The organism is Lewinellaceae bacterium (assembly GCA_020636105.1).
Classification (GTDB): Bacteria; Bacteroidota; Bacteroidia; order Chitinophagales; family Saprospiraceae; genus BCD1.
In genome coordinates this window covers 1,711,657-1,730,588 of the sequence record JACJYL010000002.1, presented here as the reverse complement: position 1 = coordinate 1,730,588, position 18,932 = coordinate 1,711,657, and the positions used below count along the sequence as shown (strand labels likewise).

Annotated in this window: 11 protein-coding genes; 3 read left to right on the top strand and 8 right to left on the bottom strand. The window is 45.8% G+C overall.

Going from position 1 to position 18,932, the window contains the following annotated elements:
• Positions 1 to 294: 294 nt before the first annotated feature.
• Complete coding sequence (locus tag H6571_23945; protein MCB9326802.1) at positions 295 to 3,117, bottom strand: T9SS type A sorting domain-containing protein; 2,823 nt, start codon at positions 3,115 to 3,117, stop codon at positions 295 to 297.
• Between the two features lie 23 nt (positions 3,118 to 3,140).
• Positions 3,141 to 4,721: a hypothetical protein gene (locus H6571_23940; protein MCB9326801.1), complete on the bottom strand. Its 1,581-nt coding sequence runs from the start codon at positions 4,719 to 4,721 to the stop codon at positions 3,141 to 3,143.
• A 291-nt stretch (positions 4,722 to 5,012) separates the two neighbouring features.
• Here H6571_23940 and lysS point away from each other — a divergent pair, with 291 nt between their 5' ends.
• Positions 5,013 to 6,536: a lysine--tRNA ligase gene (gene lysS, locus H6571_23935; protein ID MCB9326800.1), complete on the top strand. Its 1,524-nt coding sequence runs from the start codon at positions 5,013 to 5,015 to the stop codon at positions 6,534 to 6,536.
• 169 nt (positions 6,537 to 6,705) lie between these two features.
• Here the strand turns inward: lysS and H6571_23930 are convergent, their stop codons facing one another.
• The 5 genes from H6571_23930 to fumC all read right to left on the bottom strand — a co-directional run bounded on the left by H6571_23930 (position 6,706) and on the right by fumC (position 13,753).
• Entirely contained in the window at positions 6,706 to 7,248 is a 543-nt protein-coding gene (locus H6571_23930; protein MCB9326799.1) for an isoamylase early set domain-containing protein, read from the bottom strand.
• Positions 7,249 to 7,444: 196 nt separating this feature from the next.
• Entirely contained in the window at positions 7,445 to 8,554 is a 1,110-nt protein-coding gene (locus H6571_23925; protein ID MCB9326798.1) for a hypothetical protein, read from the bottom strand.
• Positions 8,555 to 8,578: 24 nt separating this feature from the next.
• Positions 8,579 to 10,969 carry a penicillin-binding protein 1C gene (pbpC, locus tag H6571_23920; GenBank protein ID MCB9326797.1) on the bottom strand — a complete coding sequence of 797 codons (2,391 nt, stop codon included), beginning with the start codon at positions 10,967 to 10,969 and terminating at the stop codon, positions 8,579 to 8,581.
• A gap of 139 nt (positions 10,970 to 11,108) precedes the next feature.
• Positions 11,109 to 12,170 carry a hypothetical protein gene (locus H6571_23915; GenBank protein ID MCB9326796.1) on the bottom strand — a complete coding sequence of 354 codons (1,062 nt, stop codon included), beginning with the start codon at positions 12,168 to 12,170 and terminating at the stop codon, positions 11,109 to 11,111.
• Positions 12,171 to 12,370: 200 nt separating this feature from the next.
• On the bottom strand, positions 12,371 to 13,753 hold the full coding sequence (fumC, locus tag H6571_23910; protein MCB9326795.1) for a class II fumarate hydratase: 1,383 nt from the start codon (positions 13,751 to 13,753) through the stop codon (positions 12,371 to 12,373).
• Positions 13,754 to 14,076: 323 nt separating this feature from the next.
• Between fumC and H6571_23905 the strand changes: the two genes are divergently transcribed.
• Positions 14,077 to 14,652, top strand: a complete 576-nt coding sequence (locus H6571_23905) for a GNAT family N-acetyltransferase (GenBank protein ID MCB9326794.1) — start codon at positions 14,077 to 14,079, stop codon at positions 14,650 to 14,652.
• 112 nt (positions 14,653 to 14,764) lie between these two features.
• Here H6571_23905 and H6571_23900 read toward each other — a convergent pair whose 3' ends face one another.
• Positions 14,765 to 15,652 (bottom strand): M23 family metallopeptidase, encoded by an 888-nt coding sequence (locus H6571_23900; GenBank protein ID MCB9326793.1) that lies wholly within the window; start codon positions 15,650 to 15,652, stop codon positions 14,765 to 14,767.
• Between the two features lie 359 nt (positions 15,653 to 16,011).
• Here H6571_23900 and H6571_23895 point away from each other — a divergent pair, with 359 nt between their 5' ends.
• Positions 16,012 to 18,921, top strand: a complete 2,910-nt coding sequence (locus H6571_23895; GenBank protein MCB9326792.1) for a tetratricopeptide repeat protein — start codon at positions 16,012 to 16,014, stop codon at positions 18,919 to 18,921.
• Positions 18,922 to 18,932 lie beyond the last annotated feature (11 nt).

The following is an 18,932-nucleotide window of genomic DNA, read 5'->3' as shown; positions in this document are numbered from 1 at the left end:
AGCTTCGCCCTGGGTTATTAAAATTAATGTCTTTCAGACATTTTAGCTATCCTGAAAGGATAAAATATTGATAACTGCGGGTGTAACCCGTAGAAATTAAAAAAATATCGCTAGAACCCCGAAAGGGGGTTCAACCCTTGATTCGCATTATCCATTAATATTTAACAAAATGTAATGGGGGGAAATGAAAAATCCCGAATTCTACCAAAAGGCAAAATCCGGGATAACTATACTTTTTAACGTAAAAAATATAAAATCGTCAGCTGTCGTCCGTCCGTCGTCGACCGTATTAATCTATTTAACCACAAAAACTTTTTCGGTAACGGCTTTTGTGGCCATTTGTGCCTGTACGAAATACAACCCGCTTTCCAGGGCATTGGTATTCCACGGGAACTTCAGGGTGCCTTCCGTGAAGTTTCCATCTGCCAGCACATCAACCAGTTGTCCCCTGGCATTCATCACTACGATGCGCATGTTGGTCGCTTCAGTAAGCTCGAATTCCACCGTGGCAAAGGTTTGCGCCGGGTTGGGGTAACATCTTAATTTTCCTTCCGGTGTTTTATCCTTTTTATCCTCAATGGTTTTCGCCTCCATGCCCGATTCATCAGGCATTTTCAGGAAGTATTGCTCTTCATCCGGGGCGAAACTTCCCGGAGGGGCGCATGGTAAAATGAGCGCCCAGAAATCACTGCCGCGTTCGGCGGTAAAGTCGGGTTCCAGAACCACCATTTCCCCGGCCTGAAGAATCACGGCGGTCGCTCCCTGGACGGTTCCGTCGGTGGTAAGCACATCCTCTGCCGTGTAAATTCCGGGTGCAATGATACCCGATAAATTCAGGTTGGGCTGACAGTTGGCCAGCATCCCGAAATAATCGGTTGTGAACACGCCGCGTCCATGTGTGGCGGCAGCGATGGTATGGTCGGAAGACCGGTAAACGAGCATGTCCACCCGTACATTGGCCAGGCCAAAACCATTGGTGGGCTGCCAGTCCGGGGACACCACGGTAATGTCTGCCGAGGTCCAGACCCCCAGTTCGGTGGCCACCAGAACCTGTTCCGGGTCAAATGGGTGGAACATGGCCCAGCGTACCGGCATATCCGGCAGGTTGCCTTCCACGCTTCTCCAGTTGGTTCCTCCGTTGGTGGTTTCCCAGATGCTTTGCACGCCGTAGTTGCTGTAGGTGATGAGCAGGTGCTGGTCATCACCGGCGGCCACGGTAACGGAGGACATAAACCCAACCGCTGGCGCATTCAGGTTGGTAACCGTAATGGCACCGTTCATGTTGGCATTGTCGATCTGGAAAAGGGTGCCGTTTTCAATGCCCATAAAAACCCGGTCAGCCGTATTCGGGGACACCGCGAATGCCGAAACCCGACCGTTGCCAAAAGCGGCAACAGGCTCGAAGGTAAGGGTGTTGGTGCCTCCGATATCGGTCACCCGGCCAAAATTATCCACATCATCCGAAAAATAGAATACATCATTGCCGCTGTCATAGGAGGAAGGGGTGATGAAAAACCGGACATCCGGAGACCCCGGCACGATATTATTAAAAGCCCCGCCTGACCCACCGGTGGACAGGTTAAAGGATCCGTCCTGGGTGGATGCTATTTGAATCGTAGGGTCATCCTGATCAATATGAGCCCAGCCACCATCGCAGCAACACAACACACAGGTCGTGGATCCCAGTCCGGATGAACTGAAAACAGGGGTGGCATTATCCTGTGTTCCTCCAATGATCTCGTTGGAGCCGCTGACGGGATTCATGGAAATGGCATAAAATTGTGTGACATTGTAGCCATCGTTTTTTGGCGAAAAGGCGGGCACTGCGGCACTGCCTGCCAGGGTGCGTTCCACCCCACCATCGTTCCCCAAAAGCATTTCATTGGAATTGCCAGGCCGGTAAACAATGGCATGCTGGTCAGAATGATCGACATTGGCTTGTGTCCAGTTGCTGCCTTCGTCGCCGGAAACAAAAAGCCGGACGCCCCCCAGCCACACGCGTGCGGCGTCGTTGGGATCCACGGCCATGATGAAATCATACCAGCATTGGGTTCCGATGGCTCCCGGAACTGTTTTGGCGGTCCAGTTGGTTCCCCCGTTGGTGGATTGAAAAACGCCCATACATCCTCCATTGTTGGCAGATGTGGTATCGGCGAAAGCGGCGTAGATGGTTTGTGCATTGCCGGGTGCGGAAGTTATTTCAATTCGGCCAAATCCGGAGGTCGGGAGGTTATTGGTAGAAGCCACCCATCCCGGAACGCCATTGGTCAATTTGTAAATACCGTCGTTGCGCATTCCGGCATAAATGTCTCCGTTGGCCGCAATCTCCAGATCGTCGGCCCTGTTGGTGTTCGCTCCTCCAATCCCGTTGGCTAAAACGGTGGTGAAACTGGTGCCGCTGTCGTTGGAAAACTGTACGCCTCCAGTAGAGGTTGCCGCGTAAATATCTCCGTTGGCGGCTACGACGATCTTGTTGACCCAGCTGAAGTTGCCATTTCCCAATGTGAAACCCAGAACGTTCCAGGTCACGCCTCCATCGGTGCTTTGCCAGATGCCTAACCCGGCCACGGCGTCGAAGTTCCAGTATCCTTCCCCTGTGCCGAAGTAAAGGATGTTCGGATTGCCGGGATCCTGGGCAAGGGTGGTGATGGCAAGGTTCTCAAAAAGGTCATTCACCCGGGTCCAGTTGGGTGGAGAAGCATCGATATTGGTGGTCCGCCACAATCCTCCTGACACTCCGGCGGCCCAAACGGTCTTTTGCGTGGGATCATTGGCATCGAAAATAAGGCCTCTCGTTCTTCCCCCCACATTGTTGGGACCGCGTTCTTCCCAGTAAACAGGGAAGGATTCTGCTGATTTCAGGATTCGTTTTTGGTCGGCTACGGCCTTTGCTGCCATCAGTCGTTCCGTTGGGACCCTGTTGATTTTCGGATCCCTGGTCATCAGGAATTCCTGTTCGTACCTGCCTGCAATTTTGGCCATGAGGCCTTCTTCTTCCTCAAATTCTTCCTCCTGGTGTATTGGCCCGGGCATCCTTTCTTGTAGAAAGAAAGTTCCTGCCAGTATCATGATGCTGACACCGAGCCCGATGGTTAATATTTTTGAAAAGGTCTGCATTTTATTACGTTTTTAGAGGTGAATTATTTTTGTTCCCATAAAGCTTTCAGCCTTGCATTTTCGGCTTCGAGCGCATTGACCTTTTCGTCGAGTTGAATGAGGTAAAGGAAAAGTTCTTCAATTTTTACCTGTTGGTTGGTGGCATTGGACGCCAGCTCAAGTCCGGATTTTTGAATTTCCAAAGCAGAAGGAGTGCCCGGCAGATGGCCGTGTTTTTGTATAAACTGTTTCACTTCAGTCAAAGGACGCAGGTAATATTGATCCCCAAAAACAAAATCCGCCCAATCGCTCCTGACCCTGACTTCCTCGGTAAGAATGCCTCCCTGGACAAAGAGTTTGTACCCGCTCACATCTGTGCCCATCACGGCATTCGGGATATTCACGGTTCCGATGGCTACTTTGCCGTCCCCGGGTTGGGTGTTGATGAGTAAGTTTGTGCTGACGGTACTTAAAATTAAATTGGCACCGGTTGAACTGAAGGTGTTTCCCGCTGCATTGGTACTTAAGTCCAGGGATAATCCGGGGCTTGAAGATATCCTTACATCTCCACCGAAAGTACCGTCGCCAGTTACACTCAGGTCATTGCCCACGGCGGTATTATTGGAAACCGCAAGATCATTGCCTACCGCTGCATCATTTGATACGTCCAGGTTGTGGCCAATATTGGCATCATTGCCCACATTTAGGTTTTCGCTTACACCGGCGCCTCCCGTGACGACCAGTGCCCCATTGGTGCTATTGGTGGAAGCTGTACCGGAATTCATGCTTGCAATGCCGTTGACGTCAAGTGTTTCTTCGATGAGCACATTGCCCTGCACATCGAGTTTTGCAGAAGGGGTCAGGGTGTTGATCCCGTAATCTCCGGAAGTAGTGATCACCCCGCGAGGGGTATCATTGGTGATGAAAACCACGTCCTCATTGTTTCGGGTGCCCATGGTGTTTTTGGTCGGGCCAATGATGTTTCCACCTACGTGCCAATCCTGGTCGACATTGTCTATGGTACATTCGTTGTTATTGCCATTGTCAGTAATCGAGTAAACAGTGAAATCCGCAAAGGTATTTCCCACAATTTTGAGGTCTTCCAGGGCGCCGGGCCATGCATTGGTAGGGCATTTGGTGTCTATCCTGGTGATACAAGTTTCCCCAAGGGAATTGGTCACTTTAAAGAATGTTTTGGTGTAAAGGGTTCCCAAAGGAGTACCCGTGCCATCAACGATCAGTAAATCCCCTTTGTTTACCCCGGAAAAAGAAGTGATAAAGATGGAAAGGCTGTTGTTGCCATACACTTCGATGTCGACGTTGTCTTCTCCGAAATAGAATACTTTAACTTGTTTTATGCCCCCTTCACAGGGACATGGATCCTGAAAACAGTCAGGTTCGGGGAATACGCTGTTTTCCCCTTGAACGGCTTCTTTAATGTTCAGTGCCTGTGCAAATAAACCAGAAAAACTCACGCTAAAGCATATTAACATGAGCAGGGCGAAAGCTCGGAATGGTTTTCCGGCATTCAAGGAAAGTAATTTTTTTGTGGATGAATGTTGAATGTTTAAGAATGAAAAGGCAGGAGCACCGTCGGTGCCAGAAAAGTTGATTAACTTTCTCATGGTGGTCAAATTTTAGGTTTATTAGATTTTACTTTATGCGCTGAAAAAAGAATAGGTTACTGAAAGGGGATATTTTTTTGAGAGCGGGAGATTTTCGGACTATTATATTTTTGTTTGGTCAGATTTTAGCGATCCCAGGGAGGAAAATAGACCTCAATTGAGGATAGGCGGGGAACTTTCCTTGAAGGACTTTGATTATTATAGGCAATAACAGAAGAAAAGCTTATTTTTGCGCTTCTTAAAAAATTATGTTTAACCGGAACAGATCCGGTATTTTAAAAAAAAGTACACATGCAATTAAGTGAACAGGAAATTGTAAGAAGAGAGAATCTTCAAAAGATCAGAGAACTGGGCATTGACCCTTATCCTGCGGAAGCCTATCCGGTTACGGCATACGCCACAGAGATCAAGGCCAATTATAAAGATGAGCCGGCGGAAGGGGAGGACAACTTCAAGGAAGTCAGCATTGCCGGTAGGATCATGTCCCGCAGGGTGATGGGAAAAGCTGCATTTGCCGAAATCCAGGATTCAACAGGAAGGATACAGGTCTATATCAAAAGGGATGAAATTGCTCCGGGAGAGGATAAAGAACTTTACAATACGTTGTTCAAAAAATTGCTGGATATTGGTGATTTTGTAGGAATCAAAGGCTATGCTTTTCGTACCCAGGTGGGGGAAATTTCCGTGCATGCCTCCGAGTTCAAATTCCTGAGCAAATCTCTTCGCCCGTTGCCCATTGTTAAAACAGATGAAGAGGGTAATGTCCATGATGCTTTTACAGATCCTGAGATGCGTTACCGTCAGCGTTATGTGGACCTCACGGTTAACCCTCATGTGAAGGACATTTTTATCACCCGCAGCAAGATCCTGTCGTCTATGCGCAGGTTTTTTGACGACAAGGGATGGCTCGAAGTAGAAACGCCTGTATTGCAGCCTATTCACGGTGGCGCAGCGGCTCGTCCTTTTGAGACTTTTCACAATACGTTGGAAATGCCTTTGTATATGCGTATTGCCAATGAACTCTACCTCAAGCGACTGATCGTGGGCGGTTTTGAAGGGGTGTATGAGATTGGAAAAATGTTCAGGAATGAAGGGATGGACAGAACCCACAATCCTGAGTTTACCAGTATGGAAATTTATGTGGCCTATAAAGATTACAACTGGATGATGGAGATGGTGGAAAACTGCCTGGAATATATCACTAAAGAGGTGACCGGGGGCACAGTGGTGAACTATGAAGATAAAAAGATAGATTTTGCCGGACCTTACCGCCGTTTGAGCATGTACGATTCCATCAAGGAATTTACAGGAATCGATGTTTCTGAAATGGATGAGGCGGCTTTGCGGAAAGTGTGCACAGACCTTCACATCGCGGTGGACGACAGTATGGGGAAAGGAAAATTGATCGATGAGATCTTTGGTGAAAAAGTGGAAGCCAACCTGATCCAGCCGACTTATATCACGGATTATCCGATAGAGATGACGCCTTTGGCGAAAAAACACCGTTCCGTGGAGGGGTTGGTGGAACGTTTTGAGTTATTTGTCAATGGAAAGGAAATTGCCAATGCTTATTCAGAGCTCAACGACCCCATTGATCAGCGGGAGCGTTTTGAGGATCAGCTCAAACTTGCCGAGCGGGGTGATCATGACGCGATGGTGCTGGATGAGGATTTTCTCCGTTCCATCGAATACGGCATGCCTCCGACATCAGGACTTGGTATTGGTATGGATCGATTGACCATGATGCTGACCAACCAGCGGTCCATCCAGGAGGTGCTTTTCTTTCCTCAGATGAAGGCCGAGAAGAAAGGCTAAAGACGGAGCAAAGTTTATAGAAATAGAAAAAGGCTAGAGCGGAAATTCCACTTTAGCCTTTTTTCTTTAAATCTTTACTTTGCTGAGAAAGTCAAATAAATGGATAATTAATTGAAATAAATTACTGATTACCAGTATTTTAAATAAATTATTTGTCCGTTATTATTTATTACTTCTTAGCGTTTTTTCCTCCTTTGGCGGTAGCTTTAGCCGTTTTTTCAACTTTAGCTTTAACTACTTTAGTTGCAGGAGCTTTCTTAGCTACCGGAGTTGCTTTTGCGACTGGAGCCACCGGAGTTGCTTTTGCCGTCGGAGCTGCTTTCTTTTCAGTAGTTGCTTTTTTTGCAGCAGGTGCTTTCTTGGCAGGAGCTGCTTTTTTCGCTACAGGAGCAACATCCAGTTTTTCTTCAACGATCACCACTGAATTTTCAGCGCCGGTGAATGGAGAGATAACGTAGTCATCTGCATTCCAATCGTTTTCCCAGCGTTCGTGATCAATCATATAGCGAAATTGATATGGGCGTCCTGTGGCAAGCTCAAGGGTAGCTTTGAATTCCTTTTTGTCGGCTTTCATCGCAGGAGCTTTCTCCCAGTTCCAGTCGTTGAATTCACCCAAAATGCGTACTTCTTTTGCATCAGAAGCGGCTTCTTTGGGAAGAGTAAAGGTCACTTTGCAAAGTGATTTGCTTTTTGAATACTGTTTCTTAATCATCGTGAGTATAAGATTTTTCTAAATTTTGCGCGAAGATATATCTCATTTTGTTGATAGTCAACTATTAAGGCAAAAAAATAGCACACTTTATGTAATTTTTACACTAACGTTTATTTTAATGTGGGAAAATTAAATTTGGTCAGTTTAATCTCTCACAGAAAAGGCATCTTGAAATATTTCTTTGAAGCATAGGATTTTAATCCCAATAGGTCTCCACCCATTTTAAATATTCTTCGCAAATTTCTAAAGTATGGGAAGGGAAATGTTCAATTTTTTCTTGTTCAAGTAAGTTTTTGGCTTCGAGTAGCAAATTTTTCATCTGGTCGAGGATCTCTTTGGCCTCCGGAAAGGAAGGCGCATTGGGTAATTGTGCAGCATAGCTGACGGCCTGGTTGATGAGGATATTAGCAAAATTATCTCTTTGCCAGTCGAGCAATGCCGTGTATTGGTGCGCCAACCTGAAAAAGCGAATCATTTCCAATTGTAGGAGGGTAAGTGAATCCATGCTTCCTGAGGATTGGAGTCGCTCCGCTTCAGGGGTCATTGACAGGGCAAAATCGACATAGGCGTGTCCAAGCAATTCCCGGTTGGACCCGGTGGGATTGAAAATATAGGCATTTTCGGCGCTCTTTATTTTCTGGTTTGCAGGAGACAGCTCCAAAAAGACTTTTATGCTATCCGAAAAAGAAAAGGCAGGATAGGTTTTCTGTGGGGTAACAGTGCCCTGCCTGAACTGGTCGGCGGAAACGGGGTGGTCCAGAAGCTGCCACATGGGATCGGCAGGCAGATGTTCTTTTATAAAATCTTCGGGAGGGCTGCAAAAATAAGTTTCGCCCCTTGAATCCGCCGCCCACGTTACATCCGCCAGGTACCATTGGCCATCGATCTGAACGGCATTCCAGGCATGATCCCCTTCCTCCATATCCGGCGGTATGGCTCCTTGTTTGCTGTATCCGTCAATGACCATCGCGTTTAACCCGGCTGCCTGGCACATTTCAGCGAAAAGCTGTGAATATCCGAGGCACACGGCTTCCCTTCGTTTCAATACATCGGCGGTGGTAGCGTTGATCCGCTTTTTATTCCTGCGATAGGCTTCGCTGTCGTATTTGATATTTGTACGTATCCACTGGAAGATATGGCAGGCTTTGTCGTTTTCTTTTTCGACATTTTGGGTAAGGGCAAGGCCCAGTTTTTCCACGTCATAGATAACGGAATCGGGAATTTTGGCATAAATGGGGCATTGCGCCGAAAGCGGAGCGGCGTGAAGAAATGTAAAAAGGAATAAGACAGCAAGCAGTTTTTTCAAAGGCCTGTTTTGATGCTTGAACAATCAATTTTTCTTGATAATAACAAATTTTTGCACCAAACGGTTGCCGGATTCATCCACAAGAGTCAGGTAATGATCGCCCTCGGGAGGATTGAGTTCCATGTTGTGAAAGTCTTTGGTGCTCCCGATGTATTCGTCATCAATGTGCCAATAAATGGTCACGGCCGGGTCTCTGTGTGCTACGGAGAAAACCGTTCTGGAGAGTTTGCCGTCCAGATCTGTAGGTACGTAAATCCGGGTAGGGTGTTTAGGGTAGATGAGCTGCATGGGATTGGTTTCCTGCGCTTCGCTGATACAATCCTTCCGGAAAGGAGGAAGTACGGCGTAAGTAGGATTTTTACTTTTGAAGTAATATTCGGACAAGGGAGGCAGCACAAACCAAGGGCGGTGCACTATTTTATCAGGGGCTTCGCAACCGGCGTTGACCTGCCACTGTTCACTTTCATCCAGGTGGATAATGGTATGGTAGGGGCAAGGTCTTGCATTGACGGAGTTGGCCGGTACCCAGACCGTATCCACGGGACAAATGGGCAATGGAAGATACCCGCTATCATGACAAACAGGGATTCTTTTCATATCGTCAAATGGTTGATCGAACCATTTGTTGTCGGGGGGCAAGGCATTAAAAATGTCAAACAATACCGGCGCGGAGGCCAGCACTCCTACCAGTCCCGGGCGGCCTTCCCCGTCCGCATTTCCTGCCCATATTCCAACGGCATATTTGGGGGTTACGCCAACGGCCCAGGCATCCCTGAAGCCGAAACTTGTTCCCGTTTTCCAGGCGATCCGCCGCCGCGACCGGAAGTTTTCCCATCCTCCCTCCGAGTTGGGACGTTCTACTTCCTGCATGGCGTCGAAAGTGAGCCAGGCGGCAGAGGCGCTGATTACGTCGGGCGTCTTTTCCAGCTTTTCTTTTGGGGTCGGGGTGACTTTGAAGTCTTGAAAATAGTTCGCAGGCCGAAAATCTACCGGGTCGTATTCGCCGTCGAACAGGTAAACATGATTGAGCATACGCGCCATACAGGCATAAGCATTGGTCACTTCCAGTAAATTGATCTCCGCCCCGCCAAGGATCAGCGTCAGTCCATAGTGCCCGGGAGGTTTGTTAATGGTGGAGAAGCCGAATTTTTTCAGGTTGTGGTGAAATTTTTCGAGCCCGTAATCATGTAACATGTGCACCATTGGAACATTGAGTGATCTGCTCAGTACTTTTTTTGCCGGAACTGCCCCATCGTATTTTTCATGAAAATTCTCGGGCCGGTACCCACTGAGTATAGTCGGAACATCGGGAATGAGCGTTTGCGGAAAAATTTGGCCCTCCTGAAGCATCATGGCATAGAGAAAAGGTTTAAGAATACTCCCCGTACTTCTTGGTGCATTGACAATGTCAACTGCTGCTTCGTGATCTTCACCTGCACCGGGGGCGTTGCCGACATAGGCGAGAATATTACCCGTTTCCACTTCGATAACGACAGCGGCAAGATTGTGGATTTCGTTGGCGGCCAGGTTTTTGTGATGGTGTTCGATAATTGCGGTAATCCGGGATTGCAAATTGGCATCCAGGGTGGTGCGGATGCGCGACTTTTGAGTTGCCGACTTTCCTGACAAACTGCTGAAGCTCCGGTCGAGAAGATGGGGAGCCAGTTGAGGCAGTTGCAGCGGTTTTTCAGGCAGCGGCTCACTGCTGGCCAGCTCACAGGTCAGGTCATCAATGGTGCCGTTATCTCTCAGTCGGACCAGGAGCCGGTTGCGTTTTTGGAGCAGGGCTTCCCTTTGTCTGCCCGGATGAATGAGGCCTGGACTATTGGGCAAGACAGCCAGCATGGCCGCTTCCCCCCAGCTCAGCAGATTGGGGCGTTTGCCAAAATATCGCCAGGCGGCGGCTTCCAGCCCAACTACATTGCCCCCAAAGGGGGCGTTGGCGGTATACAGGCCAAGGATTTCTTTTTTGGAATACCTCAGTTCCAGCCGGGTCGCCAGGATCATTTCAATAAATTTCTGAAAAATATTCCGGGACTTCTGTCCGCGCGACATACGGATGACCTGCATACTCAGGGTACTTCCTCCGCTGACGATTTTTCGGTTTTTAATATTTTGAAAAATAGCCCTTCCCAAGCCTCTCGGATCCACGCCCGGATGCCTGAAAAACCGGCGGTCTTCGAATTCAATAAGAGCTGTTTTAAATTTTTCGGGGATATTTTCGCCAGCAGGAAAACGCCATTGGCCGTCAGTGGCGATCCGGGCCCCCAGGAGATTGCCCTCTTTGTCTTCCAGCACCCTACAGGTGGGATGGTCAAATAAGGTGAGCGGTAAGCTGAACAAATACCAAAGGAATAATATCCCCGCAGCAACGAGGATGACCTTACGACGCCTTGTCCATTTGAATTTTTTCATTATTAGGATGAAAACTTTTTAAACCACCTGAAACATAACGATCTAAACCTTAAAATTAAGTACATGGACAAAATTAATTGAGTAAAACTTAGATACTCAGCAACGCCGACCTGAAGGTCGGCGTAATTTTATCAAAACGCTAATGAGCCATCACTGTTTTTTTTACCTCATTGATCAGCTTTTTTCCGCGATCCGAAAAATTATCCATACTGAAGCCGGCCGTTTTATGGGTGGCCAGGATCATCATGTAAAAATTTTCGGCAATGATCTCGTCGGGGTGGATGATGTATTGCGTATTATCCCCGATTTTTTCAAAAAAGTCCTGAAATTCCTGGATATGCAAAGTTGATTGCCCCTGTTGGTTCGTCACTACTTCAAACCTTCCGTCGGCCTTTTTGTCCAGTTCGAACAATTCAAATTTAAGATGGCCAAAAAACAAATTCACATCGGTTGAATAATGGTCATAAGGGCAATGGATCAGGGGCAGTGCCCAAAACAGTTTCCCATTGGGTTTTACCAGTCGGATGGCGTAACACATGCTGAGTCCGTCCGGATTACTCAATAAATGACTTTTTAAGGGTTCCGGTATCTCTAACTGTTCTTCATTGGTTATTATTTTTTCAAAACCTATGGTATGGTACAATTGATCCCGAAGTTCCGGAGTATAACGGGTGATAATATGGGATAACTCATGAAGCAAAATGGCCAGGAATTTATCCTCGTTAAAATTGCCAAGATCACTCTCAGGGATAACAATACATTTTTCGCGGGTGTAAAAGGCACCGTCTCCATAGTGGTTTCCTCGTGTTTTGATGAGTCTGACCGGGCCGGGAACGAGGTTCGCGGACATGCCATTGCATAAATTCATTGCCCGGATCATTACTTTTTTAAGGAAAACCTTTTCTTCTTCCGAAAAATCCATCACCTCGGTTTGCAAAAAAGACCGGTAGGATTCCAGCAAAGCATCCCTGGATTCGTTCCCGTTTAAGGAGAACTTCATTTGGATGGACATATCCAGGGGAGTGATATTTTCGAAAAAGCCATCTTTTTTATCCACGACAATGGCTTTGGAGGCCTGAACACTGTCCAGGATTTCAAAAGGGAAATTATCTTCCGTCAGGGGGTCAGGAATGTGCTGTTTTGATTTACATCCGACGAGGGTAATCAGCAAGAAAAGGCCAACAAGGTGTAACTTGTACATAGAAAGAATGTTTGCAAAAGCACAAAGGTACAGTGTTACGAGAACAAAGGGAAAAGGTTTGACTGTTTACATCAGGTTGAAGGGGTTGAAAATGAAAGCCACCACAGGAGATGTTATTGCCGGAAGGTAAAAATGAAGGTACTTTCCGGGCAATAACATCTATATTTTGTGACAACGATAAAAATTTCCGGGGCTTAATATTAACACATATCCTCAGGTCTGACCCATTCGTCAAATTGTTCGGAGGTCACCAGGCCCAGTTCCATGGCGGCAGCCTTCAGGGTAGTATTTTCAGCGTATGCTTTCTTGGCGATGGCAGCGGCGTTGTCGTAGCCGATCTTCGTATTCAAAGCGGTTACCAGCATCAGTGAATTGTTGACCAACTCAGTGATCCGGCTTTCGTTTACCTCTATACCCACTGCACAATTGGTATTGAAACTTTGGCAGGCGTCACCAATGAGTCGGGCTGAATTGAGGAAGTTAAAGATCATTACCGGCTTAAATACATTCAGTTCAAAATGTCCGGTCATGCCGCCAATGTTGATGGTCACATCATTGCCCATTACCTGAGCCATGGCCATGGTAAGGGCTTCAGACTGGGTAGGGTTTACTTTGCCAGGCATGATGGATGAGCCTGGTTCGTTGGCCGGGAGGATCAATTCGCCGATACCGCTTCGTGGCCCCGAGCCCAGCATTCTGATGTCGTTGCCTATTTTCATAAGGGAAACGGCCACGGTTTTAAGGGCACCGTGCGCTTCCACGATGGCATCATGAGAAGCGAGTGCTTCAAATTTATTGTCAGCGGTTCTGAAAGGCAGGTCGCTCAGGGCCGCAATATTTTTGGCCACATTTACATCATATCCCGGAGGGGTATTGAGCCCGGTTCCTACTGCCGTTCCTCCCAGGGCAAGTTCAGAAAGGTGATCCAGTGTGTTTTGAATGGCAACAAGACCGTGGTCCAGTTGGGAAACATAGCCGGAAAATTCCTGTCCGACCGTCAGTGGGGTAGCATCCATGAAGTGGGTACGGCCGATTTTTACGACATCTTTAAAGGCTTTTGCTTTTTGATCAAGCGTATCCCGCAATGCTTCGATACCCGGGATGGTGGTCTCTACCAGGATCTTATAGGCTGCGATATGCATGGCCGTAGGAAACGTATCATTGGAAGACTGTGATTTATTTACGTCATCATTGGGATGTAAGAATTTTTTCTCGTCCGTCAATTCTCCCCCGTGGAGGATATGTCCGCGGTTGGCGATGACCTCATTCAGGTTCATGTTGGATTGGGTACCCGATCCGGTTTGCCAAACCACCAACGGGAACTGATCGTCCAGTTTGCCTTTGAGAATTTCATCACAGACCTTTCCGATAAGGTCCGATTTTTCTTTGGAAAGTACCCCTGCTTCCAGGTTGGTGATGGCGGCAGCTTTTTTTAGAATGGCGAAAGCACGAATGATTTCAACCGGCATAAGATGCCCACCTATTTTGAAATTTTGAAAAGAACGTTGTGTTTGAGCGCCCCAATACTTGTCAGCCGGTACATCAATATAACCGATGCTGTCTTTTTCTTTTCTGTAGTTCATTATTTTTGTTTTTATTTATTGTATATTTCGGAAAGTGCCACAAAGATAGGAAAATGATCATTTTAAATGATAAATTAAAAGTGATTAATTCATTATTTTAAATTACTGATAACCATATCTTTATATTTCATCCAGGCCATTTTTTTTGTAAAAAAATACCCCGCCTGGACGTCAAACGGCTCTGGTTGCAATTTTTTGGTTTTCAGGCTTAAATTTAACTGATTTTTATCAATGAAATCATTGAAAATTATCATCCATGATTTCGCACATAGGTTACTGTAAATGATTTAAGGAGAAAAGGTTGAAACGTAATAAAATGAAGTATGGACAGAGACAGAACTTATTTATTTGATATAGACACGGCTTTGGTAGGCCGGAGGATAGTCGTTCGTCGTTTTCGTGAAAATGAAGGGAGTGCGCTCTATCAACTGATACAGGATAATTACACGATGCTCTATGATGTCCTTCCTAAAATGGTAGAAGAATGCATTTCCAAAGAAAGTGCCGAAACTTTTGTCCGCAGGAAAATAGCCGACTGGCTCCTGGACAAGGCTTATTGTTTCGGAATCTGGGAAACCAAAGGAGCCGAGTTGATCGGATATATTGAGGTTTTTGGTATCGACTGGCATATTCCCAAAGGAGAGCTGGCATTTTTCATTGATATGCAACACAAGGAAAAAGGGATCATGACGGAGGCGCTGAAAAAAGTGACAGAATTTAGTTTTAACCAGTTGCAGCTCGAAAAACTGGCCTTCAGGGTAGCAATGGATAATTATCCCGCACAACGGCTGGCTCGAAAATGTGAATTTTCAAGGGAAGGCGACCTTCGGAATGAATTCAGGAATAAAAGTGGTGCCCTGATTGACGCCATGTTGTTTGGGCTCCCCAAATTGGTGTGAGGCTTATAGAAAAGCAGATTGTAAATGCGGTTAAATTATGGCATTTAAAATAATTTTGTCCGCATTCCTACTTGAAACCATAGCCCATCGCATCGCTGATACAGCATATCCCCTAAAACCGGATATATTCTGTAGCGTCGACAGGTTTTCCTTTGTGCCAAAGCTCGAAATGAAGGTGAGGGCCACTCGATAGCGTTCCTGTGTTTCCGATGATGGCTACTGCTTCTCCGGCTTTTACATAGCTACCGGCTTTTTTGAGGTTAACGGAATTGTGCTTGTAAAAGGTGATGGTATTATTGGAATGCTGGATGCCAATGGTATTGCCGGTTTCCAGGGTCCAGTCTGATAAAAACACATAACCGTCGGCGGCGGCTTTTACGGCCGTATTTTTTGGAGCGAGAATGTCCACGCCGAAATGTTCCTGATCAGGCATATATCCTGAACTCACCTCCCCGTTTACCGGTGCGATAAAATATAATTGTTCAAGAGGTACATCACGGGGCATAAAACTGACGGTTTTCGATTCCTGGGCGGCATCGGCTACTTCCTCGAGTTTGAGTTCCTGCTTGAGCTGTTGTTCCTTTTCAGAGGGGAGTACTTCGACAATAGAGTCAATATGGGTTTCATGGCCCTGGGGGACTTCATCCTCCGTTTGAACATCACCGACCAGGATACGCTTTATGTTGTCTTCATAAGCCTGGTGGGCTTCCAGTGATTTTTCGAGATCCGTGATTCTTTTGTATGCTTCCTGGACCACTTCGTCTTTTGACGCATCACCGTATCCGGGAACATATTTTTTCAATGGGGTAAATGCAATGGCCGCAACGACAAGAAGTCCTACAATTACCACAACACTGCTGACGAGCAAATAAACATTCATCAGGCTGATCTTGTATGAAGCCACCTCTTCAAAAGAATCCATCGTCATCACCACCAACCGGTAGGTATGTCTCATTCTTTCTCTGAACCGCTGCCACTTGCTTATTTTTTTCTCTTCCATTATTTATTTTGATATGCAGAACTTTTAGCCTGGGGCTAAACAAGTTGCCTGCTAAAGTCATTTTACTTATTAAATACACCAGTTTAAATACTAATAAATCGTTTTCGGTGTTTGTAGTATGTAGATAATAAAATAAATTTGCCCTTTATTGGTTAATATTGTATGCCGAAAGGGGCAATTTGTTGATAAAAACCGACCGGATTCGCCCGGAAGGTATTTCAAAGGTGCAAATTTAAAGATTCCTGAGAGATAAATACACCACAGGCTAAAAAAGTAAATTTATTGACCAACTTAAAGCTGTGCACGATTTACGCTCAAACCGGGAATTTTACTTTTAACGAAATAAAAATAGTTTTAGTTTGAAACGAATATACAGGCTAGGAGTTATTATGTTGATTTTTTTGTTGGTTCAGGCATGTACCACACAAAAGAAAAGAGGGGATCTTTCTGCTTTGGGAAAGGCCTATCATAATACCACGGCCCATTACAATGGTTACTTCAATGCGAACGAACTTTTGCTGGAAAGCTTTTATCAGCTCGAACAGCAGCATCAGGACAATTACAATAAAAGATTAAACCTCTTTGAATATATTGCTGCCGATAATGCCCAGGCCGTTGCACCCAATCTGGACAAGGCTATTGAGAAGGTAGGGCTGGTGGTGAATCAACATCGTTACAGCCAATGGACCGACGATTGTTATCTGCTATTAGGAAAGGCCCAGTTTTTGAAAAAAGAGTATGAAACTGCTGAAGAAACTTTCCAGTTTGCCGTGACGGAATTTAGCCCGGAGAAGATTAAAAAGGCGGAACAAAAATCAGGAGCCACCAAAAAGAACAAGCAGAAAAAGGGGGTTTCTTCCAAAAATAAAAAAACATCTTCCTCTAAGGGCAAAAAAACATCTTCTTCCAAAGGTAAGGACAGTAAGGCGAGCGCAGCAAAAAAACGCAAAGCGGCCAATCGGGCCTTAAAGAAAAAGAAAAAAGGAAGTTCAGGTAAAAAGCCGGTTTCAAAAAAACCTGAAGTCGAAAAAAAAGCGGAAACGCCCGAAACGCCCACTCCTGTTAAGGTGGAAGAAAGTAAACTGATTTCAATCAATAAGGAAGAGGAATCTGCCGATAAAAAAGACGGCAAGAAAGGCCCGCTTCAACATCAGCCCGCTTTCCAGGAAATTCAACTTTGGTATGCCAAAACGCTGATTGAAAGAGATAAATTTATCGAGGCTCAGCGGATTTTGAAAAATTTGAATGATAACCCTAAAATTTATAAAAACGTCCAAACGGAACTTCCCGTAGTGCAGGCTTATCTTCATATTAAACTCAAAAACCTGGCCCTGGCCACCACCTATTTGCAAAAAGCCATTGAGCTGGAAAATAACCGGGAACTCAAAGGAAGATATGCTTTTGTTATGGGACAACTCAACCAGGAACTGGGCAATGGCGCAGAGGCTTACCAGGCTTTTGAACAGGCCTTGAAATACAGTCCGAATTATGAAATGCAGTTTAGCAGTAAGCTGAAAATGGCCCAGAATGAATGGATTTCCGGCAAAGGAACGGCTGAAGATGCCATTGCTACCCTGGAAAGCATGCTCAAGGATCAGAAAAATTATGAATTCAAGGATCAGATTTATTATGCCCTGGCGGGAATTGCCCTGAAACAAGGAGACCGTAAAAGCGCAATGAATTACCTTTCCCAGTCGCTGGCCAGCAACCTCAGCAATACGGCTCAAAAAGCGGAGGCTTATTACCAGTTGGGAAATCTTTTTTATGAGAACCAGGATTATGTCGAAGCCAGCGCTTATTACGATAGTACATTGCAGGTACTTCCTAAAATGGATGATCGGTATTCCGAAGTGGAAAACAAAGCCCTCAGTCTGAAAGATATTGCTGACAATATCAAGCTTATAGCCCTGAACGACAGCTTGTTGCGGGTAGCCGAAATGACAGATGAAGAAAAGCGCTCGCTCGCATTTGATATCAAAAAAGCGGAACAGGATGAGCAGAAAAAAATGCTTGAAAAACAGAAACTGCCTGACACGGGAGGTTCCGGATTTAACGGCAGCACCAAAGAAAGTTCCTTCTTTGCCTATAACGATAAATCTGTAAAACGAGGCAAAAGGGAATTCCAAAGAAAATGGGGCAGCAGACCATTGGAGGATGACTGGCGCCGTTCCGCAAAACAGGTTACCGGGGTCGAAGAAACCCTTACTTTTTCAACTGAGGCCGTAAGTGCGCTGACGCAGGAGGAAATTGACCAGATATTAGGGGATGTACCTAAATCAAACGGTGAAAAGACTGCCATGATCCTCGCCACCAAAAAGGCGATGTCCACCTTGGGAACCTTGTACCGGGAACGACTGAAAAATAACCAAAAAACAGTAGAAATTCTCGAAGAACTCAATAGTCGCTATCCTGCTAACGTTTACGAACTTGAATCGTGGTATATCTTGTATCTGGCCTATTCTGATTTGAATGATCAGGTTAAAGCACGCGAATATTACGATAAAATAATTGAAAAATATCCTACCACGAACTATGCGAAAATGCTTACCGATCCTGAATTTGCAGCCAAATACATGGATGAGGAGTTACAGCAAAATCTCAAGTTCGACCAGGCCTATGTTTTGTTTTCCCAGGGCAGGTATGCTGAAGCTATTCAGGTGAGCGAGGAAAACCTCAAGAACATCTTTGGAAAGCATCCTCTGAAACCTAAATATGCTCTTTTAATGGCCATTTGTTCCGGAAACACTGAAGGTAGAGATACTTATATTGAAAATCTGAATTCCCTGATCGCTTCTTATCCCAATACCGAGGAGGAAACCCGGGCCAAAGAGATCCTGAGGATTCTCGGCGTAAGGGGGGCGGCGCTGCCGGGAGGCACTTCCGATACAGAAGGTGAATTTGATTTTGAGTTTAATGAAAAGGCTCTTCATTATGTCATCATTGTATTCAATGGAGACGTAAAACTGAACGATCAGAAGATCGTGGTTTCTGACTACAACAGGAAATACCATAAACTGGATAAAATCCGGATATCCAATGTCTTCCTTGGCGAGAAAAACGATGTCCCGGTACTCGTTTTAAGAAGATATAAAGACGTAGAAACAGCCATGGAATATTACAACGGCATCCAAAAAAATAAAGGCGAATTTATCGACAGGAGTATTGATTATTCCGTATTGCCTATTTCTCAGGATAACTATCGTAAAGTGTTGAAAAATAAAACGATAGTAGGGTATGATACCTTCTTTGAGTTGAATTACCTGAAATAGCAAACCCGTTT